A 19,416-nucleotide genomic window follows, 5' to 3' on the forward strand; every position below is an offset into this window, starting at 1 on the left:
CAGTACAAGATCTGCTGTCATAGGCTTGTCTCCGCTATTTTGATCCGCTAACGTGGCAACCATCTTTTACAAACGAGCGGTTTTTCGTAACGATGCGTCCACTCCGATATTGCTAGCCTCCGGCCTCAGCCCCGGAGGCGCCTCCTGACTCTGCTTCTGGCACTCTTTCTCTGATCTCGGATGGACACATGAACACCAAAACCCTGGGTTGTACCCTGTTGATTGCCGGCACCACCATAGGCGCCGGCATGCTGGCCCTGCCGCTGGCCTCTTCCTCCCTCGGCGGCCCCGCCACCCTGCTCTTGATGATCGGGCTCTGGGCGCTGATGGCCTTCACCGCCATGTTGCAGGTGGAGGCCAGCCTCAACACCGGCAAGTGGTACCTGCACCAGCTGGCGGATCACCTGCTCGGCCCCTGGGGCAAGCGCATCGCCTCCTTCTGCATCCTGATGCTGTTCTACTCGCTCGCCTCCGCCTACATCAGCGGCGGCAGCAGCCTGCTGGCGCAGGCGCTGGCCGATGCCGGCACCACCGTCAGCCAGGAGCAGGCGGCCTGGGCCTTCACCCTGCTGTTTGGCGGCATGGTGTGCGTGGGCACCAAGCAGGTGGATTACCTCAACCGGCTGATGTTCACCGTGAAATTGGTGATCATGGTAGGGGTGCTGGCGCTGCTGCTGCCCCGCGCCGAGGGCCAGCACCTGCTCTCCATGCCGCTCGGCCAGGGGCTGCTGCTGGCGGGCCTGCCAGTCATCTTCACCTCGTTCGGCTTCCACGGCTCCATTCCGAGCGTGATGCTCTACCTCGGCGATTGCCCCAAGCAGCTGCGCCGGGTGTTCGTGTGGGGCTCCGCCCTGCCGCTCATCCTCTACGTGCTGTGGCAGGTCGCCATCCTGGGGCTGCTCGGTCAACAGACCCTGATCCAGACCGGCGGGGCCCTCGACAGCCTGCTGGCCAGCGTCGGCAACCTGGTCAGCTGGCCGGCGTTCAATCAGGCGATGCACCTGTTCGCAGACCTGGCGCTGGCCACCTCCTTCCTCGGGGTGACCCTGGGGCTGTTCGACTTCATGGCCAAGGTGACCCGCCGCAAGGACAATGCCGGCGGCCGTATCCAGACCGGCATGATCACCTTCGTGCCGCCGCTGCTGTTCGCGCTCTACTTCCCGCAGGGCTTCATCATGGCGCTGGGCTATGCCGCCATCGCCCTGGCGGTGCTGGCGGTGCTGCTGCCGGTGACCCTGGTGTGGCAGAGCCGCAAGCGGGCCGAGGCGCACCACTACCGCGCCCCGGGTGGCGTGCTGGCCCTGGGGCTGGCCGGTGCCATGGGGGTGCTGATCGTCGGCGTCCAGGTGAGCGTCAGCCTGGGGCTGCTGCCGGCGCTCTGATCCTCATCTTTTGATGGAAAAAGAGAAGCCCCGCCAACCTGGCGGGGCTTTTTTGTGCCTGCTGACCCCTCGCACAAGGCCGATGCTGGCGCTGGTAGGGTCTGCCCCATAGCTGTGACCAACGCATCAGGCAGTCTGCCGCTGAAATACTCTTTAGCCCCACTTCATATTCACTTCACTCTGCCATGACAGGCTGGGACCTCTTCCAAGACCACGAGATAATATGATGATGAAATTGGCGGCGCTGTTCACGGCGCTCGGGGTGATCTCCCTCATCAGCTTCCAGCTGATCGGCTCATACGTGAATAGCCAGGGTTATCTGCACGAGCCGTTCGGCCTGTTGCCCATCGGCTTCCTGTTCATCTTCATGGGGATACTGCTCGCCCTCTTCGGCGCGCTCAGGGTGTTTTGCCGACAACAGCGCGCGAAGGCGGATAAGCAAGCCCGCTGAGGCGGCTGTCTGACACGCCGGACTCCCGGCGAACGCCACACACAGAAAAGCCCTGCCAATCTGGCAGGGCTTTTTCATTGGGCTGCATCATGGACAGCCCAGAGCCACGGGCCCGGGCCCGGGACTGCTCTGCGACGGTGACTTAACGAGCCGAGACGGTGATGCTGGCCAGATCGATCAGGTTGACCGATCCGCCCTGCCCGCCGGCATCGTTGTAGGTAGCGTTCGCCTTCAGATAGCTCATGTTATAGAAGTCACTCACCAGGATGTCGTACTGTCCCGCCGGCACCTCGGCGATGACGGGGGTAGAGTCACGCAGCGGCTTGAGGTCGCCATCCTGCATCACGTGGGGCATCTGCACCACGCCGCTCGCGACCACCTTGCCATTGCTGAGCACGGATACCCGCTTCACCCCGTTGGTCACCCCCAGGTTGATGGCGTGCTGGGCATTGCTGTATTGCAGGCGAATGGCACGCTTGCCATCCAGTGTGATGCCCCGCACCAGCAGGGTATCTTCCGGGCGACCCCAGTCCTTCAGATAGGGCACGGGAATGGCCGCATCGGCCGCCGTGAGGGTGCCGCTATGGGAGACCGCGTCGGCATCGACAGCGATGCGCTGGCGCTCGGGTTGGTAGCACACCGGCTTGGCATGATGAGAGCGGTTACCGGACTCGGGGTAGATGGCCTCCGCGCTGTAGCAGTAGGCCATGCCCGGTTGCGGCGCCAGCTCGTCGACCCAGTCCCTCGCCGTATCCAGCCCGGCGGCCACCAGCTTGCCATCCCGATAGATGTTGTAGCTGAGCGCACCCTGGTTGACGCTGTCTTGCAAGGCGACGACCAGCTTGCCCCCTTGCTCGGTGACCCCCAGCAGGGTGGGCTCGGTCGGGGCGAACACCTTGCGGTTCTCCACATCCAGCGGCGCCACGTCCTCGATCAGACGGATCCCCTGCTCATCGGCCACCCCGGCTCCCAGCTGGATCTCGATCAGGTTGCTGGCAGCCAGCATCTCCTCGGTGATCAGCTCAGCCACGGGGGCGCCATTGAGCAGGATGCCCCGCACCGGATAGTAGCTGCCCTCCTCCCCGGCCTCGGGAAGCAACAGCTTGATCTCGATCTGCTTGCCGCGGTAGTTCAGCCCCTTGAGCGCCGCCTCCGGCTTGGCCCCCATCAGCTTGTGCAGGTGGGCGGTGACGAAGGGCGAGACTCGGATCCCCTGCTCTTCCAGGTTGTAACCAAACAGGGTGCTGGTCACCATGCCGAGATAGCCGCCGACGGACCAGAGCTGGCGCTGAGAGTTGATAACCGGCCCCGTCAGATCGGGATGGGTCAGATCCATCAGCGAGGGCTGACCGGAGAGCCACTCCAGGTTCTCCATGTTGGAGAGGTTGAGCGCGGCCCCGCGCATCAGGGAGTCGACATGGCGATCGGCCACGGCCACGTTCTGCACCCTGGCGGCGGCTTTCAGCCCATAGGCGGAGACGAAGGGCCAGATGGCACGGTTATGGTAGACCGGCATATCCGGCTGCTGCGGGAAGTAGACCGGGGCGCCATAAGGCCCCATGGGATAACGGCTGACGATCTCTCTGGCCTGGCCCTCATCGGCAATGCCCGCCAGTATGGCAAGGGATTCCCCGAGCAGGTCGAACTTGTAGGCCGGGCTCGGATCCGTGCTGGTGTTGATCAGGCTGGCATACATCTTCTCATCCGCCAGCCAGAAGCCATGATTGATGGCCTGCTTGAGCTCGGCTGCCCACTGGCTGTAGCGGGTCGCCAGCTCATCCTGGCCCAGCTTGGTGGCCAGACGCGCCGCCAGCCCTAACCCCTGATAATGGAGCACGTTGGTGGAGAGAGACTTGCTCATGCCTATGTGGGCGATGTCGGCCGTGATCCACTTGGCATAGGTCTGATCACGCCAGTCGAGGAAGGATTGCTCCCCGACATAGAGACCATCACCCTCATCGAAGGCCGCCAGTCGATCACTCTCTATGGTATTGCGCAACCCCTCGAACGCCTCAGGCAGGAAGGCACTGCGCTCCCCGGCAGGCAGCGCCGCCAGCACCTGCTCGGCCGCCAGCGCCCAGCCCATGCGGTCGGTGCTGATGGGCCAGCTGCCCCCTGTCCCCGTATCCTGGATGATCTGGCGCCCCTGCGGGATCAGGCCGTCGAGGCCCTGCTTCAGCTCGGCCCTGAAGTCGGAGAGCTTGAACTGCAGGGAGTTCCGCGCCCGTTGCGGATCCAGAACCCCCAGCCCCAGATCGGTGGCGTAGGAGAGATCCCGCGTCCAGACATAATGCCACTTGGCCCCCGTTTCGAAGCAGTCGCAGGGGATCGCCTGACCGCCGCCGTAACTGCCATCCTTGACCTGGGCCACGCTGTTTTGCCGCATCTCGTGCGTCGCCAGCGCAAACAGGGCATCAAACACCATGTCGCCCGAGCGCAACCGGGGCAGATCCGCCTGCTCCTGATACGTGGTGAAGCTATCCCCCGGATCCCGCAGCTCCTGCGTCGTCGACTGGGCATAGCCGCGATAGTCGGCCCCGGCCTGCTTGACCGAGAAGGTGGCCACCTCCTTGACCCCGGCTTTGTGGGTCTGGTACTCCAGCTTCTCGATAAGCTCGTGCCCTTCATGGGGATTGATCATGCCAAGATCCTCGTCCGTCGCCGCACTGACCCGCAGCCAGGGTGCCTGCTCATCCTGACTCGCATCGAGGACAAACTTGTAATAGCCCGCCTGTGACACCGACAGGGACGCCAGCTGGCAGTTGCTGTCACAGCGCTGCATTCTGACGCTCTCATTCAATGAGATGGCGCCGCTGGGGCCAAAACCTATCCCATCCTGGGCGGAAGCCATCTTTATCTTGTGCTCGCCGGGGGCCAGCTTGGCGACCACCACATAGCGCTTGTCGCCCTGGTAGACCATCTGCAAGACGGGCTCGAGGTTGCCATCTATGCCCTTCAGATAGAGGCTTTCGCCGTAGTTGGGCTCATCGCGCACCATGGAAAATTCGATGACGGGCGCCGCCAGATCGGCATTGGTCACCTTGACCTGAATATCCAGCAACCCTTTTTCGGTCACGACCAGGCGGTTGTTCTGGCCGTTATTCTGGTAATACATGGGATAGCGCTGATCGGGGAAAATACTGGTCTCTTTGCGGCTGTCGGCAGAAAAATCAGGATATTTGGTCCACTCCGGGCCACCAACCTTGAAGGGCGACATGCCTGAATTCATCTTCAGGTTATCCAAGCGGTAGACCCCGTCCTTGAAGAGCAGCTTGAATTTGTCTGTGCGGTCCCAGCCGCTGAATTCCCCGACCAGGTAGAGATCGAAATCCCAGGGAGCCTTCACCTCGGGTTTGACGTTATTATCATTACTGGCGGAGGAGCTGTTATCGTTGCAACCGGACAAGACGACGCCGCCGCATAATAATGCCACGGATAAAGCCAATGGATGGATTCTCATATTTTCCCTTCGTTACTTTATTATTTGTTTTGTTATTTGAGTGACACAATAAAATTGCTCTCGCAGCTTACACCGGCATGCCTGAAAGCAAACATAGATGACCCGACTGGCAAGATAGATACACTCTATAACGACATGAGATTGCGTGATCGCCCGCACTAAAATGGCGCCAATGCCGGTTAAAGCGAATAGAAAACAACGTGAAGAGCCACACATAAAAACCGTTTCGGGCGACAGCCTGGCGATTGACAGCCTGGCATGCTTGCTCTAGCGTTGCGCTCCGCCTGACCCTGAACGGACGCCATTCTCCGTGGACAAACATCTAAGACAATTCATCGAAGTCGCGACCCACCAGAGCCTGAGTCTGGCAGCCCGGCATATGGGGTTGAGCCAACCGACGCTGACCCACAACATGAAGAAACTCGAAGAGAGCCTGGGCACGACCCTGCTGATCAGGCACGCCAGCGGTGTGGCGCTGACCGCGGCCGGGGAGCTGCTGCTGACACAGGCCCGCGTGATGCAGCGGATCTACGACGAGACGCTCAGACGGCTCGCGCTGCTTCGCGAGCGGGCGGCGCTGCCACTGAGAGTGGGCACCGGCCATGCCTGGTGGCAACGGGTGCTGCACCCTGTCACCCTGCGCTATCGAGAGGCCAATCCATCCTGTGCCATCAATATCGAGGTGGGCAATCATCTGCGGCTACTGGATCTGCTCCTGGGCAATCATATCGACCTGTTTCTGGGGCATGAGATCCATGGTCTGGATAAACATTACAGTCTGATCTTCATCCCGTTATTCACGTCCAGCGATGCCGTCTTTGTCAGGGCCGGGCATCCCCTCTCGGGGAAAATATGCGGCAAGCAGGATCTGGTGAATTACCCCAGCCTGTTGATCACCACGGATGAGCAACAATATCTGCATCTGGTCGAGGATCTGGCAAGAAAGCAGCAAGATCAGGCCGACATGCAGCTCAATGACAAGATCATTTATACCTGCAACTCGCTGGTCGCCGGCATCGACATGGCAAATACCAGCAATGCCGTCATGCCTTATCCGGGCAGCATGGCGGGTTATTTCGCCCGATTCGGCATAGTCCCGCTCGACATGGACGAGGAATATAACAAGGGGGTGATCGGTATCTATATTTCTCGCGAGAAAATGGATGAGTCGCATATTCAGACCCTGTGCCAGCAGATCCAGACCCAGGTCAGCAAGCATGACGGCTTGATGGCCACCTGCTGACGCCGCGCAGAGGCTTTCCCTCCCCGTCTTCGGCCGCCACCCCAGGCGCCCAGGATGGCGGCAAGAGACGGACACAAAAAAGCCCTGCCAATCTGGCAGGGCTTTTTCTATCAACCGGTGGGAGGATGAGGGCGAACCCTCAACCGCTTACTGGTTGTGGCTGGCGCGACGTGGACGACGGGCCTGGGCCGGCTTGGCGGCACCCTCGGCCGGACGCTGTCCACCTTGCGGCTTGGGCTTGCCCGCATTGCCGCCGGTGCGCGCACCGCCAGCATTGCCGGAACGACCGGCACCCTGACGCTGACCCTGCGGACGCGGCGCACGGCGCTCTTCGCTCGGATCACGCGGCTCTTTGCGCAGCGGCGCACCTATGCCACGGGCGATGTTGTCGAGGGTCTCGCGGGAGGCTTCAAAGCCAGCCACCTGCTCGCACTTGATGTTCTGCTTGGTCAGACGCTCGATGGCCTTGATCAGCTTGCCTTCATCGGCGGCCACCAGGGAGATGGCATGACCGGCGGCGCCGGCACGGCCGGTACGGCCGATACGGTGCACATAGTCTTCCGCCACGTTGGGCAGCTCGAAGTTGACCACTTGCGGCAACTTGTCGATGTCCAGACCGCGGGCGGCGATATCGGTCGCGACCAGCACCTTGACGTTACCATCTTTGAAACCGGCAAGGGCACGGGTACGGGCACCCTGGCTCTTGTTGCCGTGGATGGCGGCGGCGCTGACGCCGTTCTTGTCGAGGGTCTCGGCGACACGGTTGGCCATGTGCTTGGTACGGGTGAACACCAGTACCTGCTGCCAATCGTTGCTGGTGACCAGATGGCTCAGCAGGCCGATCTTGTTGGCCTTGTCGCAGGGGTGCACCAGCTGCTCGATACGCTCGGCGGTGCTGTTGCGCGGGGCCACTTCGATCACCGCCGGGTTGTTGAGCAGGCCGGTGGCCAGCTCGCGGATCTCTTCGGCGAAGGTCGCGGAGAACAGCAGGTTCTGACGCTGCTTCGGCATCAGGGCCAGGATCTTGCGGATGTCGCGGATGAAGCCCATGTCGAGCATGCGGTCCGCTTCGTCCAGCACCAGGATTTCCACCTCGTCAAAGCGCACGGCGCCTTGGTTGTAGAGATCCATCAGGCGACCCGGACAGGCCACCAGCACATCCAGACCACGGCGGGTAGCCATCATCTGCGGGTTGATGCTGACGCCACCGAAGACCACGTGGCTGCGCATCGGCAGATGTTTGCCGTAGTTGCGCACGCTCTCGCCCACCTGGGCGGCCAGCTCACGGGTCGGGGTCAGTACCAGGGCACGGATCCGGTTGGGAGAAACCTTACGCTTGCTCTCCATCAGACGCTGCAGCATCGGCAGGGTAAAGCCTGCGGTCTTGCCGGTCCCGGTTTGGGCCGCCGCCATCAGGTCGCGGCCAGCCAGAACGGCGGGGATCGCTTGCAGCTGAATGGGAGACGGGGTGTCGTAGCCTTGCTCGGCAACGGCACGCAACAAGGGTTCGGCCAGACCGAGGGAAGAAAAACTCATAATTACCTGCTAGGGATAGGGGCGCCGGGGATTTGTGGTGGGGCTCCTCTGCTGAGCCGATGCCATCTCACAAGATCTGGGCCTATTGAGAAAACAACGATTTCCCCGGGGAGCAGAGCAAAGGGGAAAGAATAGAGGTGCAGTCTATCGGAGTTGGCCCTGTTACACGAGAAAAATGTGACGTCCCTCCCAGCATGGATGGAAAACTGTGCCTCTGCTGGGTGGAACGACGATGATAACACCCGCTCGCGCCAGCCTCTGCCAGACGACCATGCCTGGCCGCCGTTGGCGCTTGCCTCGAAGGTCTGACAAGGAGGTTTTGCTTGATGAGGATATGCGCCCCCGGCGCGCTCTGGCGCGCGATGGGAGTGGGTCTGTTGCTCGCCCTGAGCCTGCCGCTGGCGGCCAAGGAGACGCTGTCGGTGGCCTGGAGTCCCTGGCCGCCCTTCAGCCAGATCGATGAGCGGGGCAAGCTGACCGGGCAGGATGTGGCGCTGACGCGCCAGATCCTGCACAAGGCGGGTCTGACCCCCCAGTTTCACAACTTGCCCTGGGCCCGGGCCCTGCACCTGGTCGAGCAACAGCGGCTGGATCTGGCCATGGGGGCACTCGAGACCCCGCAGCGGCGCCAGTTTGCCCGCTTCTCGGCTCCCTATAGACGCGCCAGCTTCGTGCTGCTGAGCAACGCCCCCATCCCGAGCCACGTGGATCGCTGGCAAGGGATCCAGCGCCTCACCGACCTGTGCGGGCAGACGCAACTGCGCCTTGGCAAGCTGCGCGGCACCCGCCCTGCCCCGTTGACGGCGGCCTGCCCGGCCCTCAGATTCGCCACCGAATACAACTCGGACGAGCGGCTGATCGAGCTGCTGCTGGCCCGGCGCCTGGACGGCGTCATCATGGAGTGGCAGTACGCCAACTATCGGCTGACACAGCTGGGGGCCAATCGGTACATCCGCTGCCAGTTGCTGCTCCATCGGCAACCGGTCAGCCTGATGTTTGCAAGGGATGCGGTGAGCGAGCCCGAGCTCGCCCGCATCGACGCCGCCATCGCCACCCTGCCCCCGCCAAGCCAGGCCTTTGCCCCGCCCCGCTGCCGCTTCGACGGCAGCCAGACACCGGATGATGACACCTTGGGCCAGCCCGCGTTCTGATGACAATACGCGACAATACACAATGAGAAAGGCGACCCTGGGGTCGCCTTTTTTTGTCGTGCAGCATGATCGGCCGAGAGCCCGGCACCGAGATCAGCGCAACTGGGGTGTCTGGGTCAGCACGCCCTGATTCTGGGCACGGTGGCGCAGCAGGTGATCCATCAACACCAGCGCCAGCATGGCCTCGGCGATGGGCACGGCACGGATGCCGACGCAGGGATCGTGACGACCCTTGGTGATCATCTCGGTGGCCTCACCGCTGGTGTTGATGGTCTTGCCCGGCACAGTGATGCTGGAGGTGGGCTTGAGCGCCATGCTCACCACTATCTCCTGACCGGACGAAATCCCGCCCAGGATGCCGCCGGCATGGTTGCTGGCAAAGCCTGCCGGCGTCATCTCGTCGCGATGCTCGGAGCCTTTTTGCTCCACCACCGCGAAACCGTCGCCGATCTCGACCCCTTTCACCGCGTTGATGCCCATCATGGCGTGGGCGATGTCGGCGTCGAGCCGGTCGAACACCGGCTCACCCAGGCCCACCGGCACGTTGCGGGCGATGACCTGCACCTTGGCACCTATGCTGTTGCCCTCCTTCTTCAGATCGCGCATGTACTGATCGAGCGCCTCCAGCTTGCCCGCGTCGGGGAAGAAGAAGGGGTTCTGCTCGATCTGCCCTGCGTCGAACGCCTCGGCCTTGATGGGGCCGAGCTGGGAGAGGAAGCCGATGATCTCGATGCCGTGCATCTGCTTGAGGTATTTCTTGGCGATGGCCCCCGCCGCGACCCGCATGGCGGTCTCCCGCGCCGAGGAGCGGCCGCCGCCCCGGTAGTCACGCTGACCATACTTCTGGTGGTAGGTGTAATCGGCGTGGCCCGGGCGGAACAGGTCCTTGATGTCGGAGTAATCCTTGGAGCGCTGATCCTGGTTCTCGATCAGCAGGCCGATGGAGGTGCCGGTGGTCCGGCCCTCGAACACCCCGGCCAGGATCTTCACCTCGTCCGCCTCGCGGCGCTGGGTGGTGTAGCGGGAGGTGCCGGGCTTGCGCCTGTCCAGATCCACTTGCAGATCCGCCTCGCTTATCTCCAGCCCCGGCGGGCAGCCGTCGACCACGGCGCCCAGCGCCAGGCCGTGGCTCTCGCCGAAGGTGGTGACCCGAAAGAGTTGGCCAAAACTGTTCCCTGCCATAGGTGCTCCTTGCTGCTTAGCTCTTGTAAATCGCGAAATGGTCCCGGTACTGCTCCAGCTCGGCCTTGGTCATCACGAACACGCCGTGGCCGCCGTTCTCGAACTCGACCCAGGTGAAGGGCACCTCGGGGAACTGGGACTCCAGGTGGATCATGCTGTTGCCCACCTCGACCACCAGCACGCCGTCATCCTTGAGGAAATCGGCGGCATTGGCCAGCAGGCGCTTGGTGAGCTTGAGGCCGTCGGAGCCGGAGGCGAGCGCCAGCTCGGGCTCGTGCCGGAACTCCTCAGGCAAGTCCGACATGTCTTCGGAGTCCACGTAGGGCGGGTTGGAGACGATGAGATCGTACTTGTCACCGACCGGCAGATCCCGCATCAGATCGGAGCGGATCGGAATGACCTGCTGCTCCAGACCGTGATCGGTGATGTTGCGCTCGGCCACGTTCAGCGCATCGACGCTGATGTCGATGGCGTCCACTTCCGCGTGGGGGAATTCGTGGGCCATGATGATGGCGATGCAACCGGAGCCGGTGCAGAGATCCATGATCCTGGTCGGTTCATGTTTGAGGAAGGGGGCGAAGCGGTTGGCCACCATCTCGGCGATGGGGGAGCGCGGGATCAGCACCCGCTCGTCCACGTAAAACTCCCAACCGGCATACCAGGCCTTGTTGGTCAGGTAGGCGGCAGGCACCCGCTCCTGCACCCGGCGGATGATCAGCTCGGCGATGCGGTGACGCTCACTGGTGGTCAGCCGGGAGTGGCGCATGCCGGGATCCACGTCTGGCGGCAGATGTAACGCGGGCAGTACCAGCTGCACGGCCTCATCCCAGGCGTTGTCGCTGCCATGCCCGTAGAAGATCCCGGCGTCGTTGAAGCGACTCATGGCCCAGCGCAACATGTCCTGGATGGTGTGCATCTCGGCAACCACCTCATCGATAAATATCTTGTCCAAATCCACCTCCAAGTCGAGTAATATCCGGCCCGAGAAACCTATATAGCGAGCAAGACGAGTACCTGATGAAAAAAACGCCCTCACCCACAGACGAGGAAAACCTGCTGTTTCGTGATGCTGTCAAAGGTACCCGGAAAATTAAGCAAGATACCATAAGGGCCGACCTGCGCCCGGTCAAGCAGAAACGCGAACTGCGTGAAAGCCGCGAAAAGCTTGGGGTTGGCCACTTTTTCAGCGACGAGTACCAGCCCCATCTGGACGAGGATGGCCCGACCCGTTATGTGCGTGAAGACGTCTCGAAATTCGAGCTGAAGAAGCTCAAGCGCGGCAGCTACCCGCCGGAGATCTATCTGGACCTGCATGGCATGAATCAGAACCAGGCGAAACTGGAGCTGGCCGCCCTGCTGACCCTATGCCAGAAAGAGAACATCCACGTCGCCTCGGTGATGCATGGCATCGGCAAACACATCCTCAAGCAGCGGATCCCGAGCTGGCTGGCCCAGCACCCCAATGTGCGCGCCTTCCATCAGGCGCCGCGCGAATGGGGCGGCGACAGCGCCATCCTGGTGTTGCTGGATATCGAAGAGTAAGCCGACGGCAGAATGCATAGCCTCAGATCAAAAAAGCGCGCCCTTGGGCGCGCTTTTTCTATATCCCCTTGGACCTTGCCGAGGTGGAGCTACCTAGCCCTGTTGCCAAGTGATCCGGCAAGAAGATCCGTACCAGCTCGGCAATCACGGCATATTGCGCCTTTATGGGACTCCTTCTCGGGCGTCGATGTGTTAGTCAAACAGGGCTAATCCTGCCCATCAGGGCGACTGAATCGTATCGGCGACGGAACAGAAACAAGATTGACCACCAGCCTGCCGCCGTTATGCAGTTGCCACTCGAAAAAGTCGGTGAACCCTGCGCCGGTGAGGGCCCGGATCACCTTGGCCACCACCCCGTGCGCCACCAGCAATACCCGTTCCCCCTCATGCTCATACACCAAGTCCGTCAATCCCCGGGATACCCTGGCTACCACAGCGTCCAGGGATTCCCCACCGGGGGGCGCCTCGGCCCAGCGCCGGGTGATGTTGCGTGCCCATAGCTCGGGGTAGCGCTCCCGTGCCTCCCCCTGTGTCAGTCCCTCAAACAGCCCCACGTGCCGCTCACGAAAGGCCGGGATAAGCTGAACAGGCAGCGCCAAGGTGCGGGAAATTTGCTCGGCACTATGCCTCGCCCGCAACAAGGGAGAGGACAGCAGCCGCGTAAACGGCGCCTCCCTCGCGAGCCCCTGCGCCAACTCAGATACCTGCTCCCATCCCTTGTCGTTAAGGCCAATGTCCAGCGCGCCGAGATAGCGGTTCTCGGCATTGGCCTGGGTCTGCCCATGGCGGATCACCACCAGTTCCATCCGTTCTCCTCGTTTATCGACGGTGCAGACCGCGCTAACCCTGCGCCAAGAAGTGGGCCACCAGGGCATTGGCATGACCGTGCCCCATGCCGTGCTCGCTCTTGAGCCAGGCCACCAGCGCCATGTGCTTGCGCTCCTCCTGGCCCGCCAGCAGGGCCAGCCAATGGGCGATGGGCTGACCATATTTCTGCTCGATGGCCGGGAAATAGGAGGCGGGCCCCCTCAGCTTCTCTTGTTCATCCATCTTATCCTCCTCGAGTCATGGCGCCGCGCAACCGCCGCAGCTCATCTATATAAGCGGCTCTCTGCCTCAGTCCTTGGGGGCGAACTGTTCGAACACCTGCTGACCCGTCAGGGTCGGGGTGTCGTTTTTCAGCTCGTAGAAGTCCGGCTTCTCGTCGATGAAGATCTGGCTGGCCAGCTCGAACGACTGATCCTGGAACAGGCCGGCAGGCAGTATGTATTCATCCGTCGGCAGCAGATGGTAGAAGAGATGGGTACCACAGGTCGGACAGAAGCCGCGCTCCGCCCACTCGGACGAGCGGTAGGCCACCGGGGTGAGCCCCTTGAAGCGGACATCCTTGCCGCCATGCACCGCAAACATGGGCCCCCCGGACCAGCGCCGACACATGGCGCAGTGACACAGGCTGACCTCCCGGTGTTCACCGCTCGAGACGACAATGCCGCCGCACAGACAGGTTCCTTGCATATCAAGCTCCTAAATCCATGGCCCGGGTCGGCGGAATGCCGGCCATATTCAGCATCAGATGAGTAGCATGCAGCCCAGGATCCCGCAACTGACCATGTTGGGTATCGGCGCACTCATCCCCCCTCACAGCCCCGGTGGGCCTACCTCCGGGGTGTCTTCAGGTACTCAGGGCATGCACCTTGCTCAGCTCTATCTCCTGCAGGGCGATGCGGTTGCCTTCGGGATCCTTGAACTCGGCCACCCTGATGCTATCGCTCACCCGGGTGATGGGATAGAGGCTCTCCCCTCCCCGCTGCAACACCCTGGTCAAGGCCAGCTCGATATCGGGTACGGTCAGGTAGATGCGGCTGCCATCTAGGCTGGGCACATAGCTATCCCCCTTTGCCAGGGCGCCGGAGCAGCCCGCCATCCCCTCAAACAGCGGGAACAGCGCCATCTCGTTGCCATCGATCTGCACCCGCTCGAGCGTTATCTCGAAGACACCCTCATAGAAGCGGATGGCCCGCGCCAGATCCCGCACCGGAATTTCAAAATGGATAGCGATATTCATGACTGATCCCTATCTGATGAAGCCAGATTGGCGAGAAAATAGGCCCTTGATGGGAACTTGCGCCACAAAATAAACGGCCACCATCAATAAGCTGAAAGAGCGCAAACAGCAATGGCTGCTTATTGTGCCCATCGCCGGGATAAATGGAGGGAGGCACCTCGCCTCCCTTGTGTTATTCAGGCCAACCACTTTAGCCAAAATTCATGTCGGATCGATATGCCCTAGCGCAGAGCTACCATCTCGTCATTAAATGACCTGAGCCCAGGGGCCGCCCTTGGCAGGATCATCTCCCTGGGTCCACCATTTCGCCTGATAAATAATGCCCTTGTGGCTGACCTTATTACCGGCGATATAGACCTTGCTGACGGACCAGACGGGGACATCACCCACGGGGGGATTGGGATCGACCGGCGTGGGATCCAGCTTTTCCACCACCCGCACCTTGGGCCAATTGGCGTGAGAGCCATAAAAGTTGGTCACACATTTCTCATAATCCCCTGGCACCAGCGCCGAATAGGCGGTCTGGAACCCGACCAGCTCACATTCAAAGGAATAACCACCGGGCCTGTCGGCATAATATTTCCAGTTACCGTCCCAGTTGGTATAAAGCACATCGGTGGCACCGTTCAGATTCAGGCTGCCATAGGGGGTCTGCTGCCAGCAGGTATTTTTCTCGTCGGCCTCGATGGGGATCTGGTAATGGGCCGCCAGCCCTTCCCAATACCGGATACGGTTGACCGGCTGGCCCTTGTCCTTATTCTGCTCACCACATTCGATGCCACCGTTGATGACGTTGATGGTGGTGCCAAAGCCATAGCCTATCCCCGCCGCAGTCTCGCGCTGGGAGGGCACCCAGGTGCGATCGATCACGTGCAGCATGGCGGGCTTGGGGGCCTGCGGCGTCAGGAAGAACCAGATGGCCGAGGCCAGGTTCAGCCAGGAGTCGGCGACCCGGCCGGGATCGTTGAGCAACACGTTGGCGTCGCCCGCGAACATGGCATCGGAGAAGGCGCCGTAATTGAAGTGGTAGGAGAGTTGTTTCGCCCCGCGGCCAAAATATCCCTGACCGGTGGAGCAGGGCCATTTCTTGTTTTGCCAATCATTCTGACCACAGCCCGTGGTATAGCCGGTCTGGCCCTCTGACCAGCCCATTTCGCGCACGTGCACCAGCGCCTGCTGCCACTCCTCCAGCGCCAGCGGATTATCGGAGCTGTTATTTTTGCCTATATGACCGCCGGTCTCCTGGGCGAAATGGGCAAAGGCGGTCACTATGGATTTCTTGCAGATGGCATCCGCATTGCGGCCATCGCTATATTCCCCACAGAAGGCCGGGAATTTACCGACCGCCCGCAAGAAGCGCACATAGGTATATTCAGGTGCCGCCATCTGGGTCAGAAAGTCCCAATCCGATTCGGAAAATACCCGCTCGACCCGTTTGACGTTATCCGGATTGCTGGCCTGCCTCGGCTCTATGGCATCCACTATGGTGTTGGGGCGCGTGGCCAATGCCTTGGACCAGATGCCATACATGGGATTGGCGGTCTTGGCTTTTTCCACCGCCAGCAGATCCGGCGCGGCAATCACATATCCCCCGCTATTTTGCGGATCGGGCTGGATATTCATGGCCCCCTGGCTTGGCAAGGCGCAGGCAAGGGTGATCAGCCAGGCGCTGTGCTTGAGTTTGAACATAGATAACAATCCTTGTCTCAACGTGAAGTTCAGGCCGAGCATAGGCGTTGTAATAACTAAATTCACTTCGAGAATTAAGAAAATGGCGAATATGTGAGCCATTTCACTCTGCGGGTATTTCTGCCTGATGGGGATAAAGGCGCCTATTTCCGAGTACCACCGAAAACAACCTGGATATAGTCCAGGTGGGCAAGAAGCCATAACAACCGGGATAATACTCCCGGCGAGCCAACGCCCGCGTCATCAAGGCGCGGGCGTTGGCTCGCCGGTTGCTATGGGGTGACGACGCCTCCAGGGCGGCAACGCCCTCAGCTCATCTGCTGGCGCACCGCGCGGATCAGGATGTTGCGGGGGGTCATAGGCTTGTCGCAAAACTCCCCCACCTCGACCCTGTACCCCTGCTCCTGCAAGAAGAGCGCGCGATCCAGCGCCAGCCAGATCTCGAGCGGACGGCGGAACAGGTGGCGCACCAGCTCCATGCGGGCGACATCGCCGTAGCGCGCCTCCCCCATGGCCAGAAACGCGGCCAGATCGAGCCCAGCCGGCAGGATGAGCCCCTTGCGCTGCGCTGCCCAGGCGCAAAACGCCTCGAAGCTGCCGGTGAGCAGGCTCTTTTGCATGTTGGGCACTGGCAGGTACTCATCCACCCCGCGCAGATGGCGCTGCAGGCAGTCGAACGCGAGGCGCCACACCACCTCCAGCTCGCGCAAACGGGAGATGCGGGCGCCGGCGGTCACCGTCTCCTGCAACGGCAGGCGCAAGTCGGCCTTGGTCAATTGCAGATCGCTGGCCTGGGCGGCCGTGGACAGGGGGCGATAGTGGCTGCCGCGGATCAGGTGATAACAGCAGGGAGAGACGGTGACCCCGCGGGCACCGCGTTCGACCACCCGCTCCAGCAGATGGGTGTGCAGCTCGCCGCAGGCGTGCAGCGCCATGGCGTGATGCTGCTCGGCGATAAGCGCCCCCGACTCGGCGGCGAAGGCATCGGCCTCAATAAACTGCATGCGGGCGCCATCCCGGGACGCCAGCCGGCGCCCCTCCTCGCAGAGCTGACCTTGCAGCTCCAGGCTCAGGATCTCGGCGCCCCTATGCAGGGAGACCAGCCGCCCCAGATGGCCCTTGCCCGCACACCACTCCAGATAGGGTCCCTGATGGGGGGGCAGGTTGCCGCAAAATGCCTCTATCTGCGCCTGCTTGCGCCCCGGCATGTGCATCGCCATCTCCCTGGCACACTGGATGGGCTCGGGGAGGAAGCGCTCAAGCTCGCTCAAGCCGTGCAGCGCCGCCCCCGCAGGGATCCAGGGGGCGAGCAGCGCGCACAGCGCCGCCATGTCGCCATCGAGCTCATTGAGCTGCGCGAGGGACATGGCGTTGAGCCGCGCGGCCAGTGCCGGCGCCTCGTCGGCGAAGGCGAGCGTCAGATGGTGATAGGGCTGATATTGCCACCAGCGCCGGGTCTCGGTCAGCAAGCGATCCAGTTGTTGAAAACGTTGAGCCAGCACGGCGATGGTTGTCCTGCAATTCAAAAAAGAGGCTCATTCTAGCGATCCTCCGCCAAAAAGCACTCCTCAGTGCAGGCTGGTGGTCGCGGGCCAGGGGTCAGGCTGCCTCCCCATGAATACCGGCGCTCCCCTGACCCGCCGCCATGAAGACGTTGTATTGGCCTGAGCAGCAACCCTAAGCGCTGGCGTTAGCCTGACAAAGAGCGGGGTTTTGTGCTATATTCCGCCCCCTCATTAGCGCGACTCGCCCCGGCGGGTCGCTTTACCCATATGAACGGAACCAAAACATGACCATCAATGCCATCCTGCAAGCGCGTGCGGACGCCAAGTGTGAGCTGTGTGGAGCAGAACATGCGCTGACCGCCTTCCCGGTGCCACACTCCCCCGCCAGTGACGATGATCACAGCCTGGCCCTGTGCGATACCTGTCGTGGTCAGCTGGAGCAACCGGACACCCTGGAGGTCAACCACTGGCGCTGCCTGGGTGACAGCATGTGGAGCCAGGTGCCGGCGGTGCAAGTGATGGCATGGCGCCAGTTGAAGGCGCTGTCCGCCCGGGGTGAACTCTGGGCCCAGGACATGCTGGACATGATGTACATGGAAGAAGAGACCAAGGCCTGGGCCGAGGCGGGCGTCGTGAGCGAGGATGACGACAGCGTGCCGACCGTCGACTCCAACGGCGCCGTGCTGCAGGAGGGGGACGCCGTCACCCTGATCAAGGATCTGGACGTCAAGGGCGGCGGCTTCACCGCCAAGCGCGGCACCCTGGTCAAGGGCATCCGCCTGACCAACAACCCGCTGCATATCGAAGGCAAGGTCAACGGCGTGCAGATCGTGCTGGTCGCGGCCTACCTGAAGAAGGCCTGATCCCCATCGGCTGGTTTGTCGGATGATGCAAGAGGCGCCCCCAGGGGTGCCTTTTTTGTATCCGGCCGCCGGCCAGATGGTGTCGCGGTGAGGGTGGCGCGAGCCGGAAACTGGGCTATCCTGCAAACCAGCCCCGCTGAGTGTGCAACGACATCCGCTGGGGTGTGTCGCCCCGCCAGGGGATAATGCCGACACCCGGTGTCACTGAGCACTAGCTCATATGGAAACCTTGTGGCACTCTGGGTCGTCCATGGACAGATCCAAGACATCATGACCTCATGATGTCCCTCTCGTAACAAGGAGCACTACCGATGGCCAAAGCCAGCAAGAAAGACGTCAAGAAGAAAATCGCCGCCCGCCAGGAGAAGATTGCCAAGCACGAAGGCAAGATCAAGAAGCTGAAGAAGTCCCTGAAATAAGGGTCGGCACCATGAAAAAACCGCCATCAGGCGGTTTTTTTATGCTTTGGATAACCGGATGCCTCACCTATCCCTTCCTCCTGGTGTTCGGCGCCGTTCCAACAGGCGGCGAGCACTCCAAGTCGCCACAGGGCCGCGATAGAAGCCGCTGGACGGTACCCCCGGCACACGGCATCATGGCTTTTTCACAAGGGAAATATCATGAATCTGGATACATGGATGTTGTTTCTGCTGGCCTATCTGCTGGCGACCCTGACCCCGGGCCCCAATGTGCTGCTGGTGATCAAGAACGGTCTGCAACTCGGCTGGCGCTCGGCCCTGCTCTCCATCAGCGCAAACCTGTTCTGTCAGGCCATCCTCATCTTCCTGGTCGCCATGGGCGTGGGCGCCCTGCTGCAGACGCTGCCGCCCCTGTTTATCGCCCTCAAGCTGGCGGGTGGTGGTTATCTCATCTACCTCGGCTACAAGGCGCTGCGAAGCGCCAAGGCGGGGAACCAGGAGGTTGCTCTGCCTGGCCGGACCATGAGCACAAGGAGTGACGCCTCCCTGCTGCGCGAGGCGTTTCTGGTCTCGGCCAGCAACCCCAAGACCATCATCTTCCTCTGCGCTCTGCTGCCCCAGTTTCTCGATCACCAGAGCCCGCTGCCGATCCAGTTCCTGACCATGTACCTGACCATCTGCGTCATCGTCAGCCTGGTGCACCTCTGCTACGTGGCCCTTGCCAGACGCGCCGGCAGCTACTTCAAGCCGGGGCGCAGCCAGCGTCTGTTTAGCCGTATCACGGGGGGGATCTTCATCTCTCTGGGCGGCGCTATCCTGTTGAGCGGTCGGCCCTGAGCGCATCCCGTCAGCCCCTGCTCAGGGGCTGATCTCTTCCCCCTGTGGCTTTATCTCCCCCTTCCATCCTCTGCCGATACAGCAGACCAGC

At 61.8% G+C, this 19,416-nt stretch carries 17 protein-coding genes; 7 read left to right on the top strand and 10 right to left on the bottom strand.

What is annotated here, in order from left to right; all coding sequences use genetic code 11:
• Positions 1-188 precede the first annotated feature (188 nt).
• Positions 189-1,382, top strand: a complete 1,194-nt coding sequence (locus tag EL255_RS10970) for an aromatic amino acid transport family protein (protein ID WP_042652230.1) — start codon at positions 189-191, stop codon at positions 1,380-1,382.
• 223 nt (positions 1,383-1,605) lie between these two features.
• Positions 1,606-1,833: a DUF3955 domain-containing protein gene (locus EL255_RS10975; RefSeq protein ID WP_042652231.1), complete on the top strand. Its 228-nt coding sequence runs from the start codon at positions 1,606-1,608 to the stop codon at positions 1,831-1,833.
• 142 nt (positions 1,834-1,975) lie between these two features.
• On the opposite strand, the gene EL255_RS10980 is transcribed toward EL255_RS10975, so the two are convergent.
• Entirely contained in the window at positions 1,976-5,077 is a 3,102-nt protein-coding gene (locus tag EL255_RS10980) for an MGH1-like glycoside hydrolase domain-containing protein (protein ID WP_042652512.1), read from the bottom strand.
• Positions 5,078-5,603: 526 nt separating this feature from the next.
• On the opposite strand from EL255_RS10980, the gene EL255_RS10985 reads away from it, so the two are divergent.
• Positions 5,604-6,536 (top strand): LysR family transcriptional regulator, encoded by a 933-nt coding sequence (locus EL255_RS10985; protein WP_042652232.1) that lies wholly within the window; start codon positions 5,604-5,606, stop codon positions 6,534-6,536.
• 147 nt (positions 6,537-6,683) lie between these two features.
• Here EL255_RS10985 and EL255_RS10990 read toward each other — a convergent pair whose 3' ends face one another.
• Positions 6,684-8,072 carry a DEAD/DEAH box helicase gene (locus EL255_RS10990; protein WP_042652233.1) on the bottom strand — a complete coding sequence of 463 codons (1,389 nt, stop codon included), beginning with the start codon at positions 8,070-8,072 and terminating at the stop codon, positions 6,684-6,686.
• A gap of 326 nt (positions 8,073-8,398) precedes the next feature.
• Here EL255_RS10990 and EL255_RS10995 point away from each other — a divergent pair, with 326 nt between their 5' ends.
• Positions 8,399-9,223: a substrate-binding periplasmic protein gene (locus tag EL255_RS10995; RefSeq protein WP_042652234.1), complete on the top strand. Its 825-nt coding sequence runs from the start codon at positions 8,399-8,401 to the stop codon at positions 9,221-9,223.
• 93 nt (positions 9,224-9,316) lie between these two features.
• Here the strand turns inward: EL255_RS10995 and aroC are convergent, their stop codons facing one another.
• On the bottom strand, positions 9,317-10,405 hold the full coding sequence (gene aroC, locus EL255_RS11000) for a chorismate synthase (RefSeq protein WP_042652235.1): 1,089 nt from the start codon (positions 10,403-10,405) through the stop codon (positions 9,317-9,319).
• 16 nt (positions 10,406-10,421) lie between these two features.
• Positions 10,422-11,357: a 50S ribosomal protein L3 N(5)-glutamine methyltransferase gene (prmB, locus tag EL255_RS11005; protein WP_042652513.1), complete on the bottom strand. Its 936-nt coding sequence runs from the start codon at positions 11,355-11,357 to the stop codon at positions 10,422-10,424.
• Between the two features lie 65 nt (positions 11,358-11,422).
• Between prmB and smrB the strand changes: the two genes are divergently transcribed.
• On the top strand, positions 11,423-11,947 hold the full coding sequence (gene smrB, locus EL255_RS11010) for an endonuclease SmrB (RefSeq protein WP_042652236.1): 525 nt from the start codon (positions 11,423-11,425) through the stop codon (positions 11,945-11,947).
• Between the two features lie 206 nt (positions 11,948-12,153).
• On the opposite strand, the gene EL255_RS11015 is transcribed toward smrB, so the two are convergent.
• The 6 genes from EL255_RS11015 to EL255_RS11040 form a co-directional block, all read right to left on the bottom strand.
• Positions 12,154-12,753 (bottom strand): histidine phosphatase family protein, encoded by a 600-nt coding sequence (locus tag EL255_RS11015; RefSeq protein WP_042652237.1) that lies wholly within the window; start codon positions 12,751-12,753, stop codon positions 12,154-12,156.
• A gap of 34 nt (positions 12,754-12,787) precedes the next feature.
• Positions 12,788-12,997 carry a DUF4287 domain-containing protein gene (locus EL255_RS11020; RefSeq protein ID WP_042652238.1) on the bottom strand — a complete coding sequence of 70 codons (210 nt, stop codon included), beginning with the start codon at positions 12,995-12,997 and terminating at the stop codon, positions 12,788-12,790.
• A gap of 66 nt (positions 12,998-13,063) precedes the next feature.
• Complete coding sequence (locus EL255_RS11025) at positions 13,064-13,462, bottom strand: GFA family protein (protein WP_042652239.1); 399 nt, start codon at positions 13,460-13,462, stop codon at positions 13,064-13,066.
• Between the two features lie 157 nt (positions 13,463-13,619).
• Complete coding sequence (locus EL255_RS11030; protein ID WP_042652240.1) at positions 13,620-14,012, bottom strand: VOC family protein; 393 nt, start codon at positions 14,010-14,012, stop codon at positions 13,620-13,622.
• Between the two features lie 246 nt (positions 14,013-14,258).
• The gene (locus EL255_RS11035) at positions 14,259-15,701 is read right to left on the bottom strand and encodes a chitinase (protein WP_084228271.1); all 1,443 of its coding nucleotides are present in this window, start codon (positions 15,699-15,701) and stop codon (positions 14,259-14,261) included.
• A gap of 308 nt (positions 15,702-16,009) precedes the next feature.
• Entirely contained in the window at positions 16,010-17,203 is a 1,194-nt protein-coding gene (locus tag EL255_RS11040) for a methyltransferase (protein ID WP_197720884.1), read from the bottom strand.
• A gap of 287 nt (positions 17,204-17,490) precedes the next feature.
• Here EL255_RS11040 and EL255_RS11045 point away from each other — a divergent pair, with 287 nt between their 5' ends.
• Together EL255_RS11045 and EL255_RS11055 are read left to right on the top strand one after the other, a co-directional pair.
• Entirely contained in the window at positions 17,491-18,069 is a 579-nt protein-coding gene (locus EL255_RS11045) for a PhnA domain-containing protein (RefSeq protein WP_042652242.1), read from the top strand.
• Positions 18,070-18,689: 620 nt separating this feature from the next.
• A complete protein-coding gene (locus EL255_RS11055) occupies positions 18,690-19,325 on the top strand; it encodes a LysE family translocator (RefSeq protein ID WP_042652243.1) in 636 nt (211 codons plus the stop codon).
• Positions 19,326-19,416 lie beyond the last annotated feature (91 nt).

Source organism: Aeromonas encheleia, assembly GCF_900637545.1.
GTDB classification, from domain to species: Bacteria; Pseudomonadota; Gammaproteobacteria; order Enterobacterales; family Aeromonadaceae; genus Aeromonas; species Aeromonas encheleia.